The organism is Streptomyces sp. NPDC048370, assembly GCF_043200825.1.
Lineage (GTDB): Bacteria > Actinomycetota > Actinomycetes > Streptomycetales > Streptomycetaceae > Streptomyces.
In genome coordinates, this window is the sequence record NZ_JBICYI010000004.1 from 357,789 (window position 1) to 379,525 (window position 21,737).

The 21,737-nt window shown below is 72.0% G+C and carries 22 protein-coding genes; 4 read left to right on the forward strand and 18 right to left on the reverse strand.

Going from position 1 to position 21,737, the window contains the following annotated elements; translation table 11 throughout:
- Position 1: 1 nt before the first annotated feature.
- Both ACGFYP_RS12460 and ACGFYP_RS12465 read left to right on the forward strand, forming a co-directional pair.
- Positions 2–1,069 carry a M4 family metallopeptidase gene (locus ACGFYP_RS12460; protein WP_393490470.1) on the forward strand — a complete coding sequence of 356 codons (1,068 nt, stop codon included), beginning with the start codon at positions 2–4 and terminating at the stop codon, positions 1,067–1,069.
- Between the two features lie 77 nt (positions 1,070–1,146).
- Complete coding sequence (locus ACGFYP_RS12465) at positions 1,147–1,410, forward strand: protealysin inhibitor emfourin (RefSeq protein ID WP_393490473.1); 264 nt, start codon at positions 1,147–1,149, stop codon at positions 1,408–1,410.
- Positions 1,411–1,437: 27 nt separating this feature from the next.
- On the opposite strand, the gene era is transcribed toward ACGFYP_RS12465, so the two are convergent.
- From era to ACGFYP_RS12500, 7 genes are all read right to left on the reverse strand, one after another.
- Positions 1,438–2,379, reverse strand: a complete 942-nt coding sequence (gene era, locus ACGFYP_RS12470; protein ID WP_361965650.1) for a GTPase Era — start codon at positions 2,377–2,379, stop codon at positions 1,438–1,440.
- Positions 2,380–2,417: 38 nt separating this feature from the next.
- Entirely contained in the window at positions 2,418–3,383 is a 966-nt protein-coding gene (locus ACGFYP_RS12475; RefSeq protein ID WP_393490478.1) for a WxL protein peptidoglycan domain-containing protein, read from the reverse strand.
- Between the two features lie 175 nt (positions 3,384–3,558).
- Complete coding sequence (locus ACGFYP_RS12480; RefSeq protein ID WP_393490482.1) at positions 3,559–4,902, reverse strand: beta-xylosidase; 1,344 nt, start codon at positions 4,900–4,902, stop codon at positions 3,559–3,561.
- A 209-nt stretch (positions 4,903–5,111) separates the two neighbouring features.
- A complete protein-coding gene (locus ACGFYP_RS12485; RefSeq protein WP_361965656.1) occupies positions 5,112–5,594 on the reverse strand; it encodes a hypothetical protein in 483 nt (160 codons plus the stop codon).
- 208 nt (positions 5,595–5,802) lie between these two features.
- Positions 5,803–6,165 (reverse strand): cytidine deaminase, encoded by a 363-nt coding sequence (locus ACGFYP_RS12490; protein WP_361965658.1) that lies wholly within the window; start codon positions 6,163–6,165, stop codon positions 5,803–5,805.
- A gap of 27 nt (positions 6,166–6,192) precedes the next feature.
- Positions 6,193–6,933 (reverse strand): hypothetical protein, encoded by a 741-nt coding sequence (locus tag ACGFYP_RS12495; protein WP_393490491.1) that lies wholly within the window; start codon positions 6,931–6,933, stop codon positions 6,193–6,195.
- A 210-nt stretch (positions 6,934–7,143) separates the two neighbouring features.
- On the reverse strand, positions 7,144–7,965 hold the full coding sequence (locus tag ACGFYP_RS12500) for a helix-turn-helix transcriptional regulator (RefSeq protein ID WP_393490954.1): 822 nt from the start codon (positions 7,963–7,965) through the stop codon (positions 7,144–7,146).
- A gap of 158 nt (positions 7,966–8,123) precedes the next feature.
- Between ACGFYP_RS12500 and ACGFYP_RS12505 the strand changes: the two genes are divergently transcribed.
- Positions 8,124–9,587: an MFS transporter gene (locus ACGFYP_RS12505; RefSeq protein WP_393490494.1), complete on the forward strand. Its 1,464-nt coding sequence runs from the start codon at positions 8,124–8,126 to the stop codon at positions 9,585–9,587.
- Positions 9,588–9,623: 36 nt separating this feature from the next.
- Here ACGFYP_RS12505 and ACGFYP_RS12510 read toward each other — a convergent pair whose 3' ends face one another.
- The 5 genes from ACGFYP_RS12510 to ACGFYP_RS12530 all read right to left on the reverse strand — a co-directional run bounded on the left by ACGFYP_RS12510 (position 9,624) and on the right by ACGFYP_RS12530 (position 14,087).
- Entirely contained in the window at positions 9,624–9,977 is a 354-nt protein-coding gene (locus ACGFYP_RS12510; protein ID WP_361965666.1) for an MmcQ/YjbR family DNA-binding protein, read from the reverse strand.
- A complete protein-coding gene (locus ACGFYP_RS12515) occupies positions 9,974–11,275 on the reverse strand; it encodes a hemolysin family protein (RefSeq protein ID WP_393490499.1) in 1,302 nt (433 codons plus the stop codon). The genes ACGFYP_RS12510 and ACGFYP_RS12515 overlap by 4 nt, the downstream gene beginning before the upstream one ends.
- Positions 11,276–11,294: 19 nt before the next feature.
- Positions 11,295–11,798 (reverse strand): rRNA maturation RNase YbeY, encoded by a 504-nt coding sequence (ybeY, locus tag ACGFYP_RS12520; protein WP_361965670.1) that lies wholly within the window; start codon positions 11,796–11,798, stop codon positions 11,295–11,297.
- A gap of 11 nt (positions 11,799–11,809) precedes the next feature.
- Positions 11,810–12,832: a PhoH family protein gene (locus tag ACGFYP_RS12525; RefSeq protein ID WP_393490505.1), complete on the reverse strand. Its 1,023-nt coding sequence runs from the start codon at positions 12,830–12,832 to the stop codon at positions 11,810–11,812.
- Positions 12,833–12,971: 139 nt separating this feature from the next.
- Entirely contained in the window at positions 12,972–14,087 is a 1,116-nt protein-coding gene (locus ACGFYP_RS12530; protein ID WP_393490508.1) for a carbohydrate kinase family protein, read from the reverse strand.
- A 263-nt stretch (positions 14,088–14,350) separates the two neighbouring features.
- Here ACGFYP_RS12530 and ACGFYP_RS12535 point away from each other — a divergent pair, with 263 nt between their 5' ends.
- Positions 14,351–15,613, forward strand: coding sequence for an MFS transporter (locus ACGFYP_RS12535; RefSeq protein WP_393490512.1), 1,263 nt, complete (start codon positions 14,351–14,353; stop codon positions 15,611–15,613).
- Positions 15,614–15,854: 241 nt separating this feature from the next.
- Here ACGFYP_RS12535 and ACGFYP_RS12540 read toward each other — a convergent pair whose 3' ends face one another.
- The 6 genes from ACGFYP_RS12540 to ACGFYP_RS12565 all read right to left on the reverse strand — a co-directional run bounded on the left by ACGFYP_RS12540 (position 15,855) and on the right by ACGFYP_RS12565 (position 21,697).
- Positions 15,855–16,853, reverse strand: a complete 999-nt coding sequence (locus ACGFYP_RS12540; RefSeq protein WP_393490515.1) for an adenosine deaminase — start codon at positions 16,851–16,853, stop codon at positions 15,855–15,857.
- A gap of 10 nt (positions 16,854–16,863) precedes the next feature.
- Complete coding sequence (locus ACGFYP_RS12545; protein ID WP_393490518.1) at positions 16,864–17,766, reverse strand: ribonuclease Z; 903 nt, start codon at positions 17,764–17,766, stop codon at positions 16,864–16,866.
- Between the two features lie 3 nt (positions 17,767–17,769).
- The gene (locus ACGFYP_RS12550; RefSeq protein ID WP_361969069.1) at positions 17,770–18,129 is read right to left on the reverse strand and encodes a histidine triad nucleotide-binding protein; all 360 of its coding nucleotides are present in this window, start codon (positions 18,127–18,129) and stop codon (positions 17,770–17,772) included.
- Between the two features lie 90 nt (positions 18,130–18,219).
- On the reverse strand, positions 18,220–19,308 hold the full coding sequence (locus ACGFYP_RS12555; RefSeq protein WP_393490522.1) for a tetratricopeptide repeat protein: 1,089 nt from the start codon (positions 19,306–19,308) through the stop codon (positions 18,220–18,222).
- Positions 19,308–20,369 (reverse strand): tetratricopeptide repeat protein, encoded by a 1,062-nt coding sequence (locus ACGFYP_RS12560; protein ID WP_393490525.1) that lies wholly within the window; start codon positions 20,367–20,369, stop codon positions 19,308–19,310. Before ACGFYP_RS12560 ends, ACGFYP_RS12555 begins: the two co-directional genes overlap by 1 nt.
- Complete coding sequence (locus ACGFYP_RS12565) at positions 20,366–21,697, reverse strand: AAA family ATPase (protein ID WP_393490529.1); 1,332 nt, start codon at positions 21,695–21,697, stop codon at positions 20,366–20,368. The genes ACGFYP_RS12560 and ACGFYP_RS12565 overlap by 4 nt, the downstream gene beginning before the upstream one ends.
- Between the last annotated feature and the right edge of the window lie 40 nt (positions 21,698–21,737).

Genomic DNA, 21,737 nt, shown 5'->3' on the forward strand with positions numbered 1-21,737 from the left:
GATGACCTCCCACGCGCACACCCCGGCTCACCCCGTCTTCTGCACGATCGTGCCGCCGTACCTCCTGGAGCACCTGGCCGAGTCCGACAACCCGGCCGTCGCGGCCGTCGCCCGGCGGACCCTGGTCGCCGACGCAGCGAACCGGACCGCCCGCGCCCTGTCCCGCCCGGTCGCGCCGCCGGCCGTGGAGTCGGCCGGGCCCGCCCGCCCCCGCCGCACCATCTACGACGCCCAGGGCTCCACCGAGCTGCCGGGCGTCACGGTCCGCGAGGAGGACGAGGAGGCGACCGGGGACGCCACCGTCAACCGCGCGTACGCCGGGCTCGGTGCCACCTTCGACCTCTTCCTGAACGCCTTCGACCGGGACTCGATCGACGGCGCGGGGCTGCGGCTGCTCGCGACCGTCCACTACGACCGGAACTACGGCAACGCCTTCTGGAACGGCGAGCAGATGGTGTTCGGCGACGGGGACGACGAGATCTTCCTCGACTTCACCCTTCCGGTGGACGTGATCGGCCACGAGCTGGCGCACGGCTTCACGCAGTACACGGCGAACCTGGAGTACTTCAGCCAGTCCGGCGCTCTCAACGAGTCCGTCTCGGACGTCTTCGGCTCGCTCGTGAAGCAGTACGCGCGCGGCCAGAGCGCCGACCAGGCCGACTGGCTGATCGGCGAGGGGCTGTTCCACCCGAACGTGCAGGGGACGGCGCTGCGCTCGATGAAGGCCCCCGGTACGGCGTACGACGACGACGTCCTCGGCAAGGACCCGCAGCCGGGCCACATGGACGACTACGTCCGCACGAGCCGGGACAACGGCGGGGTGCACATCAACTCGGGCATCCCGAACCACGCCTTCTACCTGGCGGCGACGGAGCTGGGCGGCAGGGCCTGGGAGGGGGCCGGGCAGATCTGGTACGACGTGATGACGGGCGGGACGCTCACCCCCGAGACCCGGTTCTCCGAGTTCGCGGCGGCCACGGTGGCGGCGGCGAAGGCGCGGTACGGGGACGGGCCGGAGCTCCAGGCCGTGCTGAAGGCCTGGGCGGCCGTCGGCGTATCGACGCACTGATCGCCCTGGCGCACTGACAGGCCACCGCGCTGATCGACCGACGGGCCGACCGACCGGTGGCCTGGTAGACCTGAACCATGCGTATTCGAGTGCGGCGCACGGGCGGCTTCGCGGGCATCGAGCGGACGGCCGAGGTGGACACCTCAGGCCGACGGGACGCCGGGGAGTTGGACGCCCTGGCCGCCACCGTCCTCAAGGAGGGCGACGGTGACGTCCGGGGCGTGCCGGACGGCTTCTCGTACGAGATCACCATCGACGGCACGACGATCCGCTGCTGCGACCCACACCTGACGGAGTCGCAGCGCGCCCTGATCGACATGGTCCTGAAAGAGGGCGCCTAGGTCGCGTCCGGAAAGTCTGGCCTGGGGCTAGAACCCGAGCTTCCGCAGCTGCTTCGGGTCGCGCTGCCAGTCCTTGGCGACCTTCACGTGGAGGTCGAGGAAGACCGGGGTGCCGAGCAGCGCCTCGATGTGCTTGCGGGACTTCATCCCGACCTCCTTCAGGCGGCTGCCCTTCGGGCCGATGATGATCCCCTTCTGGCTGGGGCGCTCGATGTAGACGTTCGCGTGGATGTCGAGGAGCGGCTTGTCCGCCGGGCGGTCCTCGCGCGGGATCATCTCCTCGACCACCACCGCGATCGAGTGCGGCAGCTCGTCCCGTACGCCTTCGAGCGCGGCCTCGCGGATCAGCTCCGCGACCATCACCATCTCCGGCTCGTCCGTGAGGTCGCCCTCCGGGTAGAGCGGCGGGGACTCCGGGAGGAGCGGGATCAGCAGGTCCGCGACCAGCTGGACCTGCTTGTCACCGACGGCCGACACCGGCACGATCTCGCGCCACTCGAAGCCCAGCTCCTTGGCGAGCTGGTCGACGGCGATGAGCTGCTCGGCGAGCGTCTTGGAGTCGACCAGGTCGGTCTTGGTGACGATCGCGACCTTCGGGGTCTTCTTGATCCCGGCCAGCTCCTTGGCGATGAAGCGGTCGCCGGGGCCGAGCTTCTGGTCGGCGGGCAGGCAGAAGCCGATCACGTCGACCTCGGCCCACGTGGTGCGCACGACGTCGTTCAGCCGCTCGCCGAGGAGCGTGCGCGGCTTGTGGAGGCCGGGCGTGTCCACGAGGATCAGCTGCGCGTCCGGGCGGTGCACGATGCCTCGGACGGTGTGCCGGGTGGTCTGGGGCCGGTTGGAGGTGATCGCCACCTTCTGGCCGACCAGAGCGTTCGTGAGAGTGGACTTGCCCGCGTTGGGGCGGCCGACGAAGCAGGCGAAGCCGGCCCGGTGGACGGCTTCGGAATCTTGGTTACGAGCGCTCATGGGGGCCATTCTCCCCGATCCCCGGCCCCGTCACGTACTCAGTGCCCGCCGGAGTCCGCTCGGCGCGCCTGGAGCTGCCGCACCCGCAGCGCGATCAGGGCCACCGCTCCCCCGACGAGCACCACCCCGGCGGCCAGCCAGGGCAGCGCCAGGAAGGACGCCCGACCTGACTCGCGTACGTCCTTGGCGGTGGCCGTGAGCGTCACCTCGCCCCAGTCGAACTGCGGCGAACCCATCCACCGCTCGGTCAGCCGGATCTTCTGCCGGGGCAGCAGCTCGGAGGGGATCTTCGCGAGGTCGCGGGCGAGCAGGGTGCGACCGAAGACGCCCTCGGCGCGCAGGGCGACCTTGGGGTTGAGGGTCACGTTCCCCCGGTTGTGGAGGGTGTACGAGATGACTGCGGTGGACGTGCCCGCGCCGGGGACGAACGGCCGGTCCTGGTCGAGGGTGACGTCCTCGACGGCGAGGGCCGGGACGGTCGGGCCATTGACCCGGAGGTAGACGCGGGCCCCGACGGCGCGCTGGACGCCGACGGCGACGGAGCCGGTCCCGGCCTCGATCCGCTCGTCGAGGGCGACGACGGCGCCGGGGTGGTCGCCCGGCTCGGCGTCCTCGGGGACGGTGAGGGTGTACGGCACCGTGACGGAGGAGCGGGGCGGGACGGTCACGCGGGTGCGGTCGGGCTTGATCCAGGCTCCGGCGCCGGTCTGCTTCTCCTGGCTGGTGCGGACGGCGAAGCCGCCGTCGCGTTCGGTGTTGTACGCATCGGCTCCGTAGAGCCGGAAGGTCAGTGCGGCCCCGGTCTTGTTGGCGACGGTGACCTGGTCCTTCACGGTCGCGCCGGGGTCGGCGGAGAGGTAGAAGTACGGCCGGCTGCCGAGCTCGGACGCGGCCGGGTAGACCGCCCACTCGCCGTTCTCGGCGGCCTGGGCGGCTGGCGCGCCGATCGGCGTGAGCGCCGCCGCGAGGAGGAAGAGGAGGAAGACGTACAGCTTGCTGCGCACGGTGCGGAGCCCTCCCGGGGTTGGGAGCGGGCCGACCGGGTGCGCGCCCGGCCCGCTGGGGTGCTTGCTGCTCTCGCTGCTCCAGTTGGTCCAGCTGCTCCAGCTGGCTGAGCTGCTCCAGCTGGCTGAGCTGCTCCGGCTGGTTGGACTGGTTGGACTGGTTGGACTGGTTGGGCTAGCTGAGCGTGAGCGTCAGGACGCCCGCGTACGAACCGGGCGCGGTGAACGCCGGGACGTCGAGGGAGACCTTGGCGTCGACGGTGAACTCACCGCCGGTGAGCGTGCCGTTCGGGGTCGAGGCGAGGGTCGCCCCGCCACTGCCGACCGCACCCGCCGAGCCGGGTACGCAGGTGCTCGGGCTGCCCGCCTTGGTGGTGCAGGCCGGGGTCCAGCTGAGCGCGCCGGCTCCGATGGAGCCGCCGGGCCCGGTGAAGTCGGTGACCTTGCCGGTCAGGGACCAGCCGGCGGGGCCGCCGCGGAAGTCCTTGACCGTCACCGTCTTCAGGTCGCCGGTCGCCGCGCCGCCCTGACCGAAGTCGACGGACGAGAGCTGGACGGCGTCACCGGCCTGGGTCATCGACAGTTCGCCCGCCGCGACCGCCGCTGTGAGCTTCTGGCTGTTCGGCGGCTGCGGGGTGTCGTCGATGACGGTGTACGCGGCCGGTCCCGCGCCCTTCTCCGGGTCCCAGGCCGCGCCCTCGTAGGCCACGATCCCGGTGGTCGCCTTGTCGCTGACCTTCAGGCGGGCGACGAATCCGCCCTCGCTGTCGGTCGTGACGGTCATCTTGTCGGCGGTCTCCGCCGCGCCGGCCCGGCCGACGACGGTGACCTCGGCGAGCGGGGTGAACTTGGCGCCGGTCACGGTGACCCGGACGCCGGGTGCGCCGGAGGCCGTGCCGAGCGAGACGTTCCGCTCGTTGGCGCCCGGCTGCGCGCTCGCGACCACCGTCTCGGAGACGGGGGCGGGCGGGTTGAGGACCGTACAGGGGGTGTCCAGCTCCATGATGTAGCTGGTGTGGATGTTGTAGTCACCGGGCGAGAGGGTGATCGAGCCGGGCGCGGTGACCGTGAACGTGCCGGTCATCGAGAACGACGGGAAGGTGCCCTTGCCCGGGACGGGCGGGTTCTTCTTGGGTCCCGCGACGGTGACCGCGCCGGACTGGGCGCCGCCGAGGGTGACCTTGCCGGTCGGGGTCATGATGTCGGCGGGCAGGGCCAGGTCGACGGGGTTCGAGGCGGCCGGCTTGGTGATCGTGTACGTCACCGTGACGGTGTCGCCGACCTTGGGCGTGGGCTTGTCGACCGTGATCTGGGCCTTCGTGATGCCCTCGATGGGCGGGATGCCGGCGATCGGCGGCGGGACGCAGCGGGTGGGGAACTCCACCTCCTGCGACGCGGTCCCCAACGCGCCGGCCGGAGACGCCAGCGCGCCGCCCGCGGCGAACACGAGGGCGGTGGCACCGAGGGCGGCGGTCCAGCGCCGTCTTCGGGTCCGGGTCCGGGTGGGCGAAAGTGCCATGTGTGTGCCCCCTCCTGAGGGATGAGAGGGCGCCATTGACGGCTGCGGGCCAGGAGAAGTCAATGGAATCGAAATGCACCGACTGATGACCCATCAGATACTGTCAAGATCGACGTTTCGCCTGGTCACAGGGGGTACGGGACGAGCACAGCACAGGTACCGGCGCCGCCTGTGGCGACGCCGGTGAAGGAACGGAGGAGCAGGTCGCGCTAGAACACGAACGGGCCGGGCGACTGCGAGGTGACCGCGTCACAGTTCACGGTCACGCCGAAGATCGTCATCGTGAGCGCGGTGCCCGCGAAGTACGAGTTGAGACTGTCGCCTGCGGCCACCGTCCCGTTGAGCGGGCCGATGGTGACGGACTGCTGCGCCGCCAGGGCCGGGTTCTTCTGGCCGCTGAACACGGTCGTACCGCCCGCACCCTTGGCCATCGTCAGCTTGGCGTTGATGGTGTCGGCCCCGACCGCGACCGGCGTCTTGACGGCCGAGGTGAGGGTGATCGTCGCGGCGGTGCCGCTCTGCGTGGCCTGGAGAGTGGCGAGCCCGCCGCCCCAGATCCCGCAGTCGTACGTGGCCGTGGCGCTGCCCGGCGTCACGGCGCCGGCCGCCGGGGCGAAGGCGAGCCCGGTCACGGCGAGCGCTCCCGCGAGGACCGCGCCGATGCCTAACCTGCCTCTACTGGTGCCTCTCATAGGTCGTACCCCTTCCCGATGAAGCACGCAGGGGTGCGGACGCTGCGTGAAGGCGTGGATCTGACGGTCCGTCGGACCGACCGCTGCCATTGACGCGCAAGGAGCCGGGGAAGACAAGAGACGTTCCGTTTGATTCTTCACAATCGCGCAAAGGGGGCCCGGCGCGGTGCCGGGCCCCCTTTGCGCGTACGTCCGAACCTCGCGGCCTCTAGCCCGCCGTGACCGCCGCGCGCAGCTGCCCGTCGGGACCGGCGAGCAGCACCGGGGTGTCGGGCCCGCCCAGGTCGCGCACGGCCGCGCGGTCCTCGTCCGACGCGGCCTCGGCGTTCGAGACGACGGCCGCGGCCTCCAGGGACCGGGCCCCGCTGGCCACGGCCATCGCGACGGCGGTCTGGAGCGCGCTCAGCTTGAGCGACTCCAGGGCCACGGTCCCGGCCACGTACGTGCGGCCGGTCTCGTCGCGTACCGCCGCACCCTCGGGCACACCGTTACGGGCGCGGGCGCTGCGCGCCAGCGTGATGATCTTGAGGTCCTCGGCGCCGAGGTCGCCGTGGTCGGGCTGAAGTGTCATGGACCGAGGATAGGTCGGGGCACGGGGTCAGCTCTTGGCGCCCTTGACGAACTTGTCGGTGGCGATCTTGGCGAGCGCGTCGAAGTCCTTGTGGCCGGAGGCGGCGGCCGGGTCGTGCGCCAGCCGGATCACACCGGTGCCCTGGCGGGCGACCAGCAGGTTCACCTCCGTCGCGTAACCGAATTCGGCGATGCTCAGCTTCACCCGCAGGGCGTGGGCCTCCTCGGCCCCCTGCGGCACGGTGAGCTTCTCGACGGTGGCCTGCACCTTCATGCCCTCCGCCGTGGCACCGAATCCGGTGCAGGACCCCAGGGCGCCGCCCAGCTTCGTGACGAAGTCGGTGGCACCGGTGCCCGTGAAGGTCAGGACCTTCTGGTTGAGCGTCGTGGCTCCGCCATTCTCGAAGTCGCCCGAGGCACCGAGCGTCGCGCCGGACAGCTTCTCCGCGAACAGGCCCGCGATCGGCAGGCACTCGGGCTTGTCGACCTTGGTGAGGTTCGGGCCCTCGTCGGCCTTGACGGCCTTCCAGCCCGACGGCAGGTCCTTCAGTTCCAGGACGCCGGCCTTCATCTGCGCGGCCGTCAGCGGCGCGGTGGCCGCCGGGGCGGTCGACGGGGCGGCGGACGTGGTCTGCCCTGCGGCCGGCTTGTCTGCGGCCTTGTCCTTCTTGGTGTCGTCCTGGGCCTCGCCGCCACCGCACGCGGCGGTCAGGGAGAGGGCGGAGACGACGAGGGCCGCGGCCAGGCCGTGGCGTATGCGAGTGCGCATGGTGCAGAGCCCCTTGGGGGTGATGAGAGAGAAGTCCATCCGGAAGCCTCATGGTCGGCGGCCGGACGGCGAGGAGGATATCCGGCCCCGCCGACATCCCCGTATCGGGCCCACGCCGTCGGGCCCACTCCCGTCGGGCCCACTCGTCGAGTCGACACCCGGGCGACCGCCCGCGACCTCTCTCGACCTCTCGCGACCGCCCCCGACCTCTCAGCCCGCGATCGGGTACATCGCCCCGCGCCGACCCTCCGGGGAGACCAGCCAGGTCAGCTTCGCCTCGGTGTCCGCCATCGGCAGCGGGGCGTGCATGACGATCGTCAGGTCGGGCCGGGCGGGCACCCTCAACTGCGTGGCCTCCAGGTGGAGTTCGCCGACGATCGGGTGCGCGATCTGCTTGCGGATCTGGCCGCCGGGGGAGATGTCCCGCCGCTCCCACAGCGCCGCGAAGTCCGCGCTCGCCGCCTTCGCCTCCTCCACCACCGCGCGGAAGCCGTCGTCGTCCGGGCAGTCCGAGCAGGCCGCCCGGAACTGGGCCACGACCTGGGGCGCCAGGCGCTCCCAGTCGGCGGTCCTGGAGCGGTAGAGCGGGTCGGTGAAGAAGGAGATGAGGCAGTTCTGCGAGGTCTCGGGCCGCATGCCCAGGACGACCGACGCCGACTCGTTGTACATGATCGCGTTCCAGTACACGTCCATGATGTGCGCGGGGAACGGCATCCACGCGTCGATCAGCCGCCGCAGCCCCGCGCACATGTCGCGCGCCGCCGGGTCGACCTCGGGCGCGGGCGGGTTGAGGGCGGCGAGGACGTACAGATGGCGCCGCTCGGCCGGGCTGAGCCGCAGCACGCGGGCGACCGCGTCGAGGACCTGCGGGGAGACCGTGATGTCCCGGCCCTGTTCGAGCCACTGGTACCAGGAGACGCCGACGCCCGCGAGGACGGCGACCTCCTCGCGGCGCAGGCCCGGCGTACGGCGGCGGGCCCCGCCGTCCGGGAGTCCCGCCTCGGCCGGGGTGACGCGGGCCCGACGGCTCATCAGGAACTCGCGCAGTTCGCCCAGTCGGTGTGCCTTCGCAGCATCGTTCTCGACCGCTGTGGCCACGGCGTGTTCCTCCCCCTGGATGCCTGGTGGTGCGACCAACAGGATAAGTTCCCGCTCCCCACGGATGTTCCCGCACGTCGAGGGTGGTGGCCATGGCAACCTCCCTCGGTTCCCCGACCGACTCCCCGACCACGGCCACGACCCCGGCACCCGCACCGACCACCACCCCGGCGCCGACCACCACCTCGGCACCGCCGTCCCCGCCGGCGCTGACCGGCCGCTCCCGGCTGATCCTCTTCGTGCTGTGCGCCGCCCAGTTCATGGTGGCGCTCGACTTCTCCGTACTGAACGTGGCGCTGCCCGTCCTCGGCGCCGACCTCGGCATGAGCCCGTCCGCGCTCCAGTGGGCGGTGACCGCGTTCGCCCTGCCGTCCGGCGGTTTCCTGCTGCTCTTCGGCCGGATCGGCGACCTGTACGGGCGCAAGAAGCTGTTCCTCGCGGGTCTCGCGCTCTTCGGCGCGGCCTCGCTCCTCGCGACCTTCGCCTGGAACCCGGCCTCGTTCCTGGCCGGGCGGGCGTTCCAGGGCCTCGGCGCGGCGGCGATCGTGCCGACCGGCATGTCCCTGCTGACCACGACCTTCCCCGAGGGCCCGCAGCGGGCCCGGGCGCTCGGCATCTCCGGGACGCTGATGTCCCTCGGCTTCACCATCGGCATGGTGCTCGGCGGGGTCATGACCGACACCCTGGGCTGGCGCTCGACGATGGGTCTGCTCGCGCTGTTCAGCCTGATCGTGCTGCCGCTCGCGCCCGGCGTGCTGGGCGAGTCGCGGACCACCGACCGGCCGCGCCTCGACGTGCCGGGCGCGGTGACCGTGACCGGCGGACTGCTCGCCGTGATCTACGCCCTGTCGACGGCGGCCGAGCGCGGCTTCGGCGGTACGGACGTCCTGGTCACGCTGGTGGGCGGGGTGCTGTTGCTCGTGGCCTTCGTGGCGGTCGAGTCCCGGCACGAGTCGCCGCTCGTCTCGCTGCCGATGCTGCGCCGCCGGACGGTGGCCTTCGGCAACCTGGGCGGGCTCGTGACGTTCTCGATGATGTCCACGGTCGTCTTCGTGCTGACCCTGTACCTCCAGGAGACGCTGGGGCTCTCGGCCTTCGGCACCGGCCTGGTCTTCGGCGTCCAGGGCCTCGTGTCGGTCCTCGCCGGGTCGATGGCCTCGAAGGTCATCGGCCGGTTCGGCGCCCGCCGCACGCTGGCCGTCGCCCTGCTCGGTCAGGGCGTGTTCGTGGCGACGCTCCTCGGCCTCGGCACGGAGTCGGGCGCGGTGTTCGCGACGATCGGCGTCTCGCTGGCGAGCATGTGCCACCTCGCCGCGATCATCTCGTACGGCGTGACCGTCACCTCCGGCGTCCCGGACGAGGAGCAGGGCCTGGCGACCGGCCTGGTGACGACGACCCAGCAGGTCGGTCTCACCGTCGGCATCCCGCTGCTCGGCGTCCTCGCGACGACCGGCCCGAGCCTGTACGACGGGGTGCGCACGGTCCTCGCCGTCGACGCGGCGATCGTCCTGGCGGCGGCCCTGCTGATCGCCCTCGGCCTGCGGAAGAAGGCCTGAGCCGCGCGAGACGGCCTGAGCCGCGAGGGACAGGCCCTAGGGCCGGTCGAGGCGGAGGCGTACCGCCTTCGGAAGGCCCGCGACCACCAGGTCGTACGAGTCCTCCACGAGCTCCCGGACCATGCGGTCCGGGAGCCCGCCGACCGTCACCGTGTTCCAGTGCCGCTTGTTCATGTGGTAGCCGGGAGCGACCGCCGGGTACTCCTCGCGGAGCCGGACCGCCTCCTCCGGCTCGCACTTGAGGTTGATCCGTAGCGGCCGGCCGTCGAGCCAGGACAGCGCGAACATCTTCCCGGCCACCTTGAAGACGGAGGTGTCGGGCCCGAAGGGGAACTCCTCCGTCGCGTCGTTGAACTCCAGGCAGAAGGCGCGCAGCTGCTCAGGCGTCATCCGGCGTCCCTCTCGGGTTCGGCCCGTACGGGCTCCACGAGGACCGTCACGATCTTGTTCCGACGGCCCGCCGGGGACTCGGCGGTCAGCCGCAGCGGGCGCCCGTCGGGCAGCTCCACGACCGCCTTGGCACCCGCGATCGGCACCCGGCCGAGCGCCTTGGCGAGGAGTCCGCCGACGGTCTCCACGTCCTCGTCGTCGTACTCGTCCGGCCCGAAGCCGTAGAGCTCGCCGAGGTCGCCGATGTCGAGGCGGGCGGTGACGCGGTAGCGGTCGTCGCCCAGCTCCTGGACCGGCGGCAGCTCACGGTCGTACTCGTCGGTGATCTCACCGACGATCTCCTCCAGGATGTCCTCGATGGTGACGATCCCGGCCGTGCCGCCGTACTCGTCGATGACGACGGCGACGTGGTTGCGCTCCTGCTGCATCTCGCGCAGCAGGTCGCCCGCGTTCTTGGTGTCCGGCACGAAGGCGGCCGGACGCATCGCCGTAGACAGCAGGTCGGACTCGGCGTCGCGGTTGATGTGCGTCTTGCGGACCAGGTCCTTCAGATACACGATGCCGACGATGTCGTCCTCGTTCTCGCCCGTCACCGGGATCCGGGAGAAGCCGGAGCGCAGCGCGAGGGTGAGGGCCTGACGGACGGTCTTGAACCGCTCGATGGCGACGAGATCGGTGCGCGGCACCATGACCTCCCGTACGAGCGTGTCGCCGAGCTCGAAGACGGAGTGCACCATCCGGCGCTCGTCGTCCTCGATCAGCGACTCCTGCTCGGCCAGGTCGACCATCGCGCGCAGCTCGGCCTCGGAGGCGAAGGGGCCCTTGCGGAAGCCCTTGCCCGGGGTGAGCGCGTTGCCGATCAGGATGAGCAGCTGCGGGATCGGGCCCATGATCCGGGCCAGCGGCAGCAGGACGTACGCGGCGGCGGTCGCCGTGTTCAGCGGGTGCTGCCGGCCGATGGTGCGCGGCGAGACGCCGACGGCGACATAGCTGACGAGCACCATCACCGCGATGGCGACGAGCAGCGCCTCCCAGGTCTCCGGGAACTCCTCCAGGCACACGTACGTGACGAAGACCCCGGCCGCCATCTCGCAGGCGACGCGGACGAGCAGCGCCACGTTGAGGTAGCGGGTGGGGTCGGCGGAGACCTGCGCCAGCTTCTCGGCGCCGCGCCGCCCGGACCGTACGGCCTCGGCGGCGCGGAAGCTGGAGACGCGGGCGATGCCGGCCTCGGCGCAGGCGGCGAGCCAGGCGACGATCACCAGCGCGACCGCTCCGAGGATGAGCGATGCGTTCATCGGGGGCCCGATCCCCGGGTCAGGAGACGGTGGGCGCCGGCGAGGGGCCGGTGAGGCCCTTCTCCGCGCGCCAGCCGTCGACGATCGCCGCCTGGAGGCCGAACATCTCGGCCTTCTCGTCCGGCTCCTCGTGGTCGTAGCCGAGCAGGTGCAGCACTCCGTGGACGGTCAGGAGCTGGAGCTCCTCGTCCATGGAGTGCTGCGTCGGCGCGTCCTTGCCCTGCTGGGTGGCGACCTCGGGGCAGAGCACGATGTCGCCGAGGAGCCCCTGCGGGGGCTCCGCGTTGTCGTCGTCCTTCGACGGCGGACGCAGCTCGTCCATCGGGAAGGACATGACGTCCGTCGGGCCCGGGAGGTCCATCCACTGGATGTGGAGCTGCTCCATCGCCTCCGCGTCGATGACGATGATCGAGAGCTCGGAGAGCGGGTGGATGCGCATCCGCGCGAGCGCGTAGCGGGCGATGTCGAGGATCGCCTGCTCGTCGACCTCGGTTCCGGACTCGTTGTTGACGTCGATCGACATGGTGCTGGCTGCTACTTCCCGTTGCGGCTGTCGTACTGCTCGTACGCGTCGACGATACGGCCGACGAGCTTGTGCCGGACGACATCCTGGGAGGTGAGCATCGAGAAGTGGACGTCCGGGACTCCGTCCAGGATGTCCCGGACCTGGCGGAGACCGCTCTTGGTGCCGCCGGGCAGGTCGACCTGGGTGATGTCACCGGTGATGACGATCTTGGACTCGAAGCCGAGGCGGGTGAGGAACATCTTCATCTGCTCGGGGTTCGTGTTCTGCGCCTCGTCGAGGATGATGAACGCGTCGTTGAGCGTCCGTCCTCGCATGTACGCCAGCGGCGCGACCTCGATCGTGCCCGAGGCCATCAGCTTCGGGATCGAGTCGGGGTCGAGCATGTCGTGCAGCGCGTCGTAGAGCGGCCGCAGGTACGGGTCGATCTTCTCGTAGAGCGTGCCGGGCAGGAAGCCGAGCCGCTCGCCCGCCTCGACGGCCGGCCGGGTCAGGATGATCCGGGTGACCTGCTTGGACTGCAGGGCCTGGACCGCCTTGGCCATGGCGAGATACGTCTTGCCGGTGCCCGCGGGGCCGATGCCGAAGACGATCGTGTGCTTGTCGATCGCGTCGACGTACCGCTTCTGGTTGAGGGTCTTGGGGCGGATGGTGCGACCGCGGCTGGACAGGATGTTCTGCGTGAGGACCTCGGCCGGGGTCTCCTCGCCTGCCTCCGCGCTGCCGTTCTCGCTCGCCCTGAGCATGGCGATCGAGCGTTCCACTGCGTCCTCCGTCATCGGCTGTCCGGTGCGGAGCACCAGCATCATCTCGTCGAACAGGCGCTGGATGAGGGCGACTTCGGCCGCCTCTCCCGCAGCGCTGACCTGATTGCCCCGGACATGGATGTCGGCCTTCGGAAACGCCTTCTCGATCACGCGCAGGAGTGCGTCACCGGAACCGAGAACGGTCACCATCGGATGCTTGGCGGGGACGGTGAAGTGGGCGCGGGTCTCGCCCGGCGCGCCCTTCGGGGCTGTGGGTGTCTGAGTCATGGGCCGGCACTGTGGCCTGCACATACCTCCCGTTGCAGGGTTCTCGCTGCTCGACAACCTCTGGGATACCAAGCCTACGACTTGTCACTGACAAGGCCGAGGGCTTTTACGAGGCGGGCGATCGACCACGAGGGGACTGCTACGAGGGGGCGGCGCGGAACCCGATGGTCGGGACGGCCCGGCGCAGGGGCCAGGGGCGGGTGGCGGCCGGGAGGAGGCGTTCCAGGAAGGCGTAGCGGGCGCGCAGGGCCTCCGGGTCCTGGCAGACGTGCTCCTGAACGTGCTCCCACCAGGCGGCGACCTCGCCCCAGCCGGGGGCGGAGAGCGAACCGCCGAACTCCTGGACGGAGAGCGCGGCGATCAGCCCGGCGAAGGCCAGCCGGTCGGCGAGCGGCCAGCCGGCGAGCGTCCCGGTGACGAACCCGGCGACGAAGACGTCCCCGGCGCCGGTCGGGTCGAGGGCGGAGACCTCGATGGCGGGCACCTCCGCGGTCTCGCCGGTGGCCCCGTCGACCGCGTACGCGCCTTCCGCGCCCAGGGTGACCACGGCGTAGCGGACCTTGTCCGCGAGCGCCCGGGCGGCGGCCCTGGGGCAGTCGGTGCGGGTGTAGCGCATGGCCTCCTGGGCGTTGGGCAGGAAGGCCTCGCAGTGCTCCAGGTCGGTCAGGCCCGCCAGATCCCAGCGGCCGGTGTCGTCCCAGCCGACGTCGGCGAAGACCTTCGCGCCGCCCCGCGCGGCCTGGACGACCCACTCCTCCGGCCGGCCCGGCACGAGCGAGGCGACGGCCGCCCGGGCGTGCGGCGGGTAGGCGGGCAGGGCGCCGTCCAGGGGCGGGGCCTCGTGGCCGTGGGAGACCATCGTGCGCTCGCCCTCGTACGCCATGGAGACGGTGACCGGGGAGTGCCAGCCGGGGACGGTCCTGGAGAGCGAGAGGTCGATGCCCTCGCCCTGCTCCAGGGCGTCCCAGCAGTACTCGCCGTAGTGGTCGTCCCCGAAGGCGGCGGCGAGCGAGGTGCGCAGGCCGAGGCGGGCGAGGGCGGTGGCCATGTTGGCGACGCCGCCGGGGCTGGACCCCATGCCCCTGGCCCAGGATTCGGTGCCGCGCACGGGGGCGTTGTCGAGGCCGGTGAAGATGATGTCGAGGAAGACCGTCCCGGTGAGGAAGACGTCGCAGGCGGGGTCGGTGGGCTCCCGCAGCCGCACCAACGGATCGACCCCCGCGTCGCGTTGCTGGTCTCCTCTTGCCGTGGTCACGGCTTCCTCCCGTCCGTGGTGCTGGTCAGGCCAGTGTGCCTGATGGGGTCGGAGTGGCAGGGGCGCCGCCTGACCAAAAACCGGCCACGACTACCCGCCGAATCAGGCCCCAAACCCCATAGTGACCCACATCACAAATGGAATGGGGGCTTTCCTTCCTCTTCGGGCTTCTCGGGGCCCTCGGTCGCTTGATAGATATGTCCCGCGATCCCGTGCAACACCGGGCGCTCCACCCCACCTTCCCCCCGTTCCCTGGAACGCCCATGTCGTCGCGCCCGCGTGCCCTGGGGCCCCTCGTGGCCCTGTTCACGGCCGGATATCTCGCCCCGTACCTGCTCCCCACCGTCGTCGGCAGACTCTCCGCCGGGCTCGGCCTCACACCGGCCCAGGCCGGCCTGGTCGGCTCGGTCCTGCTGCTCGCCTCCGCCTCTGCCGGTTTCACCCTGGCCGCCCGCGTCGAACGGCTCGGCCCGCGCCGGGCGGCCCGGATCGGGCTCGGCGCGATGTGCCTCGGCTACGGCTCGGCGGCGCTGACCGCGAGCGTGCCGCTGGTGGTCGGCGGCGCGGTCGTGGGCGGCTTCGGCTCCGGTACGGCCCTCGCGGTGGCCGCCGCCGGCATCGCGGCCCAGCGGGACCCGCACCGGGCCTCCACGCTGGGCCTGCTCACGGTCTCGGCGACCGCCGGCGCCCTCTACCTCACGCTCCCCCACCTCGGCGGCGGCCACGAACTGCCGTTCGCGTCGATCGCGCTGGCGGCGGCGGTGGTCTGGCCGCTGACGGGGGGTCTCGCGGGAGGGGCCGGGCGCCGCACCGCGGAACGGCAACCGAGGCCGGAGAGGCCGGAGACCTCTCTCTCGTCACTCCCCCACCGGCGCTCGGGTCTGGTCCTCGCCGTCGCGATCCTGTGCTGGTCCATGGCCCAGAACGCCCTGTGGGGCGTGAGCGGCCGGATCGGGCTCACCCAGGCCGGGCTGAGCGAGGTCACCGTCGGCGCCGTGTTCGCGGTGGCGCTGGGCGCCGGGCTCACGGGCGTCACGGCGGCCGGGGCCCTCGGCTCGCGCCTCGGCCGGGCGGCGCCGATCGGAGCGGGCACCGCGATCATCGCCGTCTGCGTGCTCGTGACCTCAGGCGCGGAGAGCCTGCCGGCGTTCGCGACCGGCGAGGTCCTGTGGAACGTCTTCTACCCGGTCGTCCTGTCGTACCTGCTCGGCCTCGCCGCGTCCCTGGACCCGCGCGGGCGGTGGGCGGTGCTCGTGGGCTCGGCGTCCTCGCTCGGCGTGGCCTGCGGCCCGGTCACCGGCAGCGTCCTGTCCGAACAGGCCGGGTACCCGGGCATGGGCCTGATCCTGTGCGCCCTGCTCCTGCTGGCGGCGGCCCCGATGACGGCGGTCGCCCTCCACACCTCGGGCCGCACCCTGGTCCCCGGCTCGATCCGCCGCCGGGGCGCGCCGACGGCGGCGGTCACCGAGATCCCGATCCCGGTCCCCGCGGAGCGCTCGGGCCTCGATCTGTCGACGACGGCGTAGAAGGACCGGGGCCGCTGCGCGGGGCTTCTTCCCCACCCCGCCCCTTCCCGAACTGGGGGCAGGCCCCCGGGCCCCCGTACGGAAACTCAGCCCCGCCGGCGCTTGAGGCGCGGGGTCTGGGGCGGAGCCCCAGTTCGGGAAGGGGCGGGGTGGGGAAGAGCCCGCCGCAGGCGCCCCGGCCCGCACGCGCGCGCCCCGCCCCCGCAGGCGCCCCCGCCCGCCACGCGCCCCGCCCCCGTACCTACTCCGCGTCGAAGTCGTACGCCTCGACCTCCGCCAGATACCGCGCCCGCCGCCCCTCCTCGTCCTCCAGGAACGCCGCCTCGAAGGAGTTCCGGGCCAACGTCCGCAGTTCCTCCCGCCCCAGACCCAACGCCCCCCGCACCGCGTCGAACGTGTCCCCCACGTACCCCCCGAAGTACGCCGGATCGTCCGAGTTCACCGTCGCCACGAGTCCCGCCGACAACATCGCCGCCAGCGGATGGTCCTCCAGGACGTCGATCGCCCGGAGCCGTACGTTCGACAGCGGGCAGAGCGTCAGCGGCACCCGGTCCCGTACCAGGCGGGACACCAGCTCCGGGTCCTCCATGCAGCGCAGGCCGTGGTCGACGCGCTCCACGCCCAGGACGTCAAGCGCCTCGCGGATGTACTCCGGCGGGCCCTCCTCGCCCGCGTGGGCGACCTTGCGCAGGCCGAGCGCCTCGGCCGCCGCGTACACCTCGCGGAACTTCGACGGCGGGTGGCCGACCTCCGCCGAGTCCAGGCCGACGCCCGTGATCCGGTGCAGGTACGGCTTCGCGGCCTCCAGCGTCGCCATCGCCGACTCGGCGGACTCGTCCCGCAGGAAGCACATGATCAGCCGCGTCGAGACGCCGTGCGTCTCCTCGGCCCGGTCGAGCGCGGCGGCCAGGCCCTCGACGACGGTGCCGATCGCGACACCGCGGGCCGTGTGCGCCTGCGGGTCGAAGAAGATCTCCGCGTGCCGCACACCCTGCTCCGCGGCCCGCGCGAGATACGCGTCGGCCAGCTCGGTGAAGTCCCGCTCCGTGTGCAGGACGGCCATCAGCCCGTAGTACAGGTCCAGGAAGGACTGCAGGTCGCTGAAGAGGTACGCCTTGCGCAGCTCCTCGGTGTCCGCGTAGGGCAGCGTGACCCCGTTGCGCGCGGCCAGCGCGAACGCCAGCTCGGGTTCGAGGGTGCCTTCGATGTGGAGGTGGAGTTCGGCCTTGGGGAGAGGCATGGTGGTTCGTCTATCTCTTGGGGAGGGGGACCCTCATCAGGTCCTTGGCAATGCTCAGCTCGCCGTCGAACCCGGCCGCCCGCGCCTGCCGTTCGAACGCGGCGGGATCGTCGTACCGCTGCGAGAAGTGGGTCAGGACGAGGTGCCGCACCCCCGCGTCCCGCGCGACGGCCGCGGCCTGGCCGGCCGTCAGATGGCCGTGGTCGGTGGCGAGCCTGACGTCCTCGTCGAGGAAGGTCGACTCGATGACGAGCATGTCGGCGCCCTCGGCGAGCGCGTGCACGCCGTCGCAGAGCCGGGTGTCCATGACGAACGCGAACCGCTGCCCGCGCCGGACCTCGCTGACCGACTCCAGCGTCACGCCGTTCAGGACGCCCTCGCGCTGGATCCGGCCGACGTCCGGGCCCTTGATGCCGTGCGCGGCGAGCCGCTCGGGCAGGATGCGGCGCCCGTCGGGCTCGACGAGCCGGTAGCCGTACGACTCGACGGGGTGCGAGAGCTTGTACGCGTCCAGGGTGAAGGCGTCGGTGACGGCGAGGGGCCCGTCGGCGGCCACCGGGGCCTCCGTCAGCTTCACCGTCTCGCGGTAGGCCGTCGCGTACCGCAGCCGCTCGAAGAAGCGCTGTCCGCTCGCCGGGTAGTGCGCGGTGACCGGGTGCGGGACCTGGTCGAGGTTGATCCGCTGGATCACGCCCGCCAGGCCCAGCGAGTGGTCGCCGTGGAAGTGCGTCACGCAGATCCGGTCGAGGTCGTGCGCGGCGACCCCGGCCCGGAGCATCTGGCGCTGGGTGCCCTCGCCCGGGTCGAAGAGGATGCCCCGGCCGTCCCAGCGCAGCAGGTACCCGTTGTGGTTGCGGTGCCGGGTCGGGACCTGGCTGGCGGTCCCGAGCACGACGAGTTCACGTACCGACATGGCTTATCCGGGGGGCCAGTTGAGGCCGCGGCCGCCGAGGACGTGCGCGTGGGCGTGGAAGACGGTCTGGCCCGCGCCCGCCCCGGTGTTGAGGACGATCCGGAAGCCGCTGCCGTCGATCTTCTCCTGCGCGGCGACCTCACCGGCCTCGCGCAGCATGTCCGCGGCGACCGTCGGCGCGGCGGCGGCCAGGCTGGCGGCGTCCGGGTAGTGGAGGCGCGGGATGACGAGCACGTGCGTGGGCGCCTGCGGGTTGATGTCCCGGAAGGCGAGGGTCGTCTCCGTCTCGCGCACGATCGTCGCCGGAACCTCCCCGTCCGCGATCTTGCAGAACAGGCAGTCGCTCTGCGGCTCTCCGGTCATGCCCGGGCCTCCTCGCCTTCGGTGATCAGCTACTCGGGCATCGTATCGGCCACGTCACCGCGAGCGCTCGGGTCACCGCCCCCGCTCGGTTCACCGCCCGCGCTCGGGCGTGGGCGCGCGGCGCCGCAGGGCGGAGCGGCTCACCCAATAAGTGATGATCACGACCCAGAACAGCGGATAGCCGAGCGCCCCGACGACGGCCGCGTCCAGCGTCCACAACGCCATCGAGACCAGCGAGTGCAGGCCGAGCAGTCCGACGGCGAGCGCCATGGCCAGCACGGGCCGGCAGTTGCGCGCCACGAGGAGCAGGGGGCGGCGCAGCCGCCGCGGTACGCGCCGGGTGATCCACACCGCCCAGCCGGCCCAGCCGCCGACGAGGACGACAGCGCCGATCGCGTACGGGACGAGGGCCTCGGCGCCCGACGAGCCGGTCCGCAGCGACGCCGAGCCGATGGCGGCGGCGACGAAGCCGAGCAGGGCCACCCAGCGGGCGCCCGCCACCGTGCCCCAGGCCATGGTCTCCAGGTTGTAGCGGGCCTGCCGGTCGTTCATGTCGAGCGCCGCCGACTCGACGAAGCCCTCGGCCGCCTTCGTCCACGCCCCGCGCCGGAACCAGCGGCGGCGCAGGTGCAGCAGGGAGAGGTTGTTGTGTGCCTCGCTGCTCTGCGGGTCGAGGCGCAGCGCCGTCTCGTAGGCCTGCTGGGCGATGCGGTGGTGGCCGGTGCGCTGGGCGGTGAGGCCGACGAGGAAGTGCGCGTCGCTCTCCTCCGGCGCCAGCGCGACGGCGGTACGGGCCGCTTCGTACGCCTCGCGCCGGCGTTCCGTGCGGACGGAACGGTCGAGGACGGTGCCGAGGGCGTAGTGGCCGCCCCAGTACTGCGGGGCGAGTTCGACCGAGTGCCGGGCGGCCTGCTCGGCCTCCTCGTACCGCTTGAGCGCGAGCAGGATGTGGGTGCGCATCAACCAGCCCGGCAGCGCGTCGGGTTCGGCGCGCAGGGCCCTCTCGACGGTGTCGAGGGCCTCCCGCTCCTGCCCCAGGCGGTGCCGGCAGCGGGCCAGGAGGACGAGCGCGGCGGCGTCGTCCGGATCGGTCGCCAGGTGCTGCGCGACGAGCGCGGCGGCCTGCTCGTACCGTCCGACGTCGAAGAGCGCGTCCGCCCGGTCCAGCGCGGGGTTCATCAGACCTTGTCCCGGTCGTGGGTGATGCTGAGCAGGTTCGGTACGAGTCCGAGCCAGAACAGAACCTGGGGGATCGTCCGGTCGGTCCACGGCACGAGGACGATCAGCAGGGCGCAGAGCGTGGCGAGGACGGCCTGGCCGAGGACCACGCGGGGCCAGAACAGCCGCCGTACGAGGTCGCGTACGGTCAGCTTCGCGCCGGTGCGCATCCGCAGATAGCGACGCAGGGCGCCGAAGCCCCACACGGCCGCCATCAGCGCGAGCGCCCACAACCGGGTGCCGAGGTGGATCGGGAGTTCCTTCGTCTCCTCGCCGTCGGTCGGGAAGACGTCGAGGGTGACGCCCGCCATCACCAGGCAGAGCAGGGCGAGCCAGCGTGTGCCGCGCAGCATCCGGTAGACGGCCTGGTCGAGGTTGGTGCGCAGGGCGTCGGAGTGGGGCGCCGCGGCGAGTCCGCTCGCGTACATGTCGGCGGCCTCGGCGGCGGACGTGCCGGGTCTCGCGGCCTCGCGCTCGGTGCTCACGGTGACGGCGAGGGAGTGCGTGGGGTCGATTCGGATGAGTTCCCGGACTGCCTCGTCGGCCAGCTCGGTCCGCTCGTGGAACGAGGCGACCTTGTACAGGGTCTGCCACGTGTAGGTCACGTCCGGCCCGATCCGCACCGCCGCGTGGGCCTGTTCCAGTGCCTCCTCCGGCCGTTCCGGGACCAGTTCGAGGAGCAGTTCGGCGAGGTGCCGACGCGGGCCCCAGGCGTACGGGTCGATCCGGATCGCCTCACGCTGGGCCGCCTCGGCGTCCTTCAGCCGCCCGAGATGGCGCAGCGCCACGCCTCGTACGAAGTGGGCCTCGAGGTACTGGGGTTCGAGCCGCAACGACTCGATGGCGGCGGCGAGGGCCTCTGAGGGCCGCCCGAGGGTGATCAGGCACTGGCCGAGCACGGACCACGCGTGGTGGTCGTCGGGGTCCTCGGCGAGGCGGCGGCCGATCAGCTCGTAGGCCTCCTCGTCCCGCGCCATCTCGTAGAGCATGCTGGCCCGTTGGACCTGCGGATGAGGGCTCACAGCTTGCGCTTCTTCTTCAGGTAGGCGACCAGGTCGTCGTACATCCCGCCGTCGTTGGCGAACATCGCCACATTGCGGGCGGAGGCGAACCAGGACTCGCTGGACGGCCTGATCTGCTTCGCCGCGGCCAGCAGGTCCTTCATGTTGATCATCCGTACGGTGCCGGTACGGGCGGAGTCGAGGAGCGCGAACTCGGCGGCGCTCTCGCAGACATGGGCGAGGTCCGCGCCGGAGAACTCCTCGGTGGCCTTGACGAGCTTGCCCAGGTCGACCGATTCGATGGGCCGCTCGCGCAGGTGGTAGCGGAGGATCGCCTCGCGCGCCGGGGCGTCGGGCGGCAGCACGAGCAGCGTCCGGTCGAGGCGGCCGGGGCGGCGCAGCGCGAGGTCCACGTCCCAGGGGACGTTGGTGGCGGCGAGTACGAAGACGCCCTCGTTCTCGGCGCCGTCGATGCCGTCGAGCTCGGTCAGGAGTTGGTTGACGACGTTGCGCAGCCCGCTGTGGTGCGTACGGGAACGCTTGGCGCCGAGCGCGTCCAGCTCGTCGAGGAAGACGACGCAGGGAGCCTGGGCACGGGCGGTCTCGAAGATGTCGTGGACGTTCTTCTCGGACGTGCCGATGTACATGTCGAGGATGTCGGAGAGCGACACCGAGATGAAGCCGGCGCCGAGCTCGCCGGCGACGGCCCGGGCGATGAACGTCTTGCCGCAGCCGGGCGGGCCGTAGAGGAGCAGGCCGCCGCGGAGCGACTTGCCGTACAGCTTGCGGAGTTCGGGGTTGCGCATGGGCGCGAGGAAGGCGGCCTCCAGGCGGTCCTTGACCTCCTGCATGCCGCCGACGTCGGCGAGGCGCACGGCGCCGGGGCGGTCGACGTCCCAGGCGGAGGCGTCGCCGGGGTCACCACTGCCGTCGGCGGTGAGCGGCTGCTCGACCTCACCGGTCACGAAGCGCGGACCGACGACGTGCCCGACCTCCTGCTCGGCGGCGTCCCAGTCGAAACCGGGGCGTTCGGCGGGGGTGTCGGTGGGGGTGTCGGTGGGGGTGTCCGTGGGGGCCTCGTCCGGCGTGGCGGGTGCCTGCTCCGGTACGGCGGGCGCGGCGGGCGTCCGCTCGGGCGCGGCGGGCACGCCCATGGCGCGGGCCATCAGGGTGCGGGCGGCGAGGTCGCCCGGCGCGTGCTGGAGCGCGACGGCCGCCTCCGTGACGGCCTCGTCGCCCCGCCCCTCGGTGAGGAGCAGTTCGGCGAAGTGGAGCCGCAGGGGCACGTCTTCCGGTGCGGCGGCGACGGCGGCGCGCAGACTACGGATCAGGGGGGACTCGTCGGGCATGCGGCCCAGCCTAGGGAGCGACCCGGCCTCCTCGTCCACC

Bases quoted from the DNA above. Each gene is read 5' to 3' on its own strand.
- ybeY (WP_361965670.1), bottom strand. From the start codon at position 11,798: ATGTCGATCGACGTCAACAACGAGTCCGGAACCGAGGTCGACGAGCAG.
- ACGFYP_RS12465 (WP_393490473.1), top strand. From the start codon at position 1,147: ATGCGTATTCGAGTGCGGCGCACGGGCGGCTTCGCGGGCATCGAGCGG.
- ACGFYP_RS12515 (WP_393490499.1), bottom strand. From the start codon at position 11,275: ATGAACGCATCGCTCATCCTCGGAGCGGTCGCGCTGGTGATCGTCGCC.
- ACGFYP_RS12550 (WP_361969069.1), bottom strand. From the start codon at position 18,129: ATGACCGGAGAGCCGCAGAGCGACTGCCTGTTCTGCAAGATCGCGGAC.
- ACGFYP_RS12500 (WP_393490954.1), bottom strand. From the start codon at position 7,965: ATGAGCCGTCGGGCCCGCGTCACCCCGGCCGAGGCGGGACTCCCGGAC.
- era (WP_361965650.1), bottom strand. From the start codon at position 2,379: ATGAGCGCTCGTAACCAAGATTCCGAAGCCGTCCACCGGGCCGGCTTC.
- ACGFYP_RS12505 (WP_393490494.1), top strand. From the start codon at position 8,124: ATGGCAACCTCCCTCGGTTCCCCGACCGACTCCCCGACCACGGCCACG.
- ACGFYP_RS12485 (WP_361965656.1), bottom strand. From the start codon at position 5,594: ATGAGAGGCACCAGTAGAGGCAGGTTAGGCATCGGCGCGGTCCTCGCG.
- ACGFYP_RS12555 (WP_393490522.1), bottom strand. From the start codon at position 19,308: ATGAACCCCGCGCTGGACCGGGCGGACGCGCTCTTCGACGTCGGACGG.
- ACGFYP_RS12525 (WP_393490505.1), bottom strand. From the start codon at position 12,832: ATGACTCAGACACCCACAGCCCCGAAGGGCGCGCCGGGCGAGACCCGC.
- ACGFYP_RS12510 (WP_361965666.1), bottom strand. From the start codon at position 9,977: ATGACGCCTGAGCAGCTGCGCGCCTTCTGCCTGGAGTTCAACGACGCG.
- ACGFYP_RS12460 (WP_393490470.1), top strand. From the start codon at position 2: ATGACCTCCCACGCGCACACCCCGGCTCACCCCGTCTTCTGCACGATC.
- ACGFYP_RS12495 (WP_393490491.1), bottom strand. From the start codon at position 6,933: ATGCGCACTCGCATACGCCACGGCCTGGCCGCGGCCCTCGTCGTCTCC.
- ACGFYP_RS12565 (WP_393490529.1), bottom strand. From the start codon at position 21,697: ATGCCCGACGAGTCCCCCCTGATCCGTAGTCTGCGCGCCGCCGTCGCC.
- ACGFYP_RS12480 (WP_393490482.1), bottom strand. From the start codon at position 4,902: ATGGCACTTTCGCCCACCCGGACCCGGACCCGAAGACGGCGCTGGACC.
- ACGFYP_RS12535 (WP_393490512.1), top strand. From the start codon at position 14,351: ATGTCGTCGCGCCCGCGTGCCCTGGGGCCCCTCGTGGCCCTGTTCACG.
- ACGFYP_RS12490 (WP_361965658.1), bottom strand. From the start codon at position 6,165: ATGACACTTCAGCCCGACCACGGCGACCTCGGCGCCGAGGACCTCAAG.
- ACGFYP_RS12540 (WP_393490515.1), bottom strand. From the start codon at position 16,853: ATGCCTCTCCCCAAGGCCGAACTCCACCTCCACATCGAAGGCACCCTC.
- ACGFYP_RS12545 (WP_393490518.1), bottom strand. From the start codon at position 17,766: ATGTCGGTACGTGAACTCGTCGTGCTCGGGACCGCCAGCCAGGTCCCG.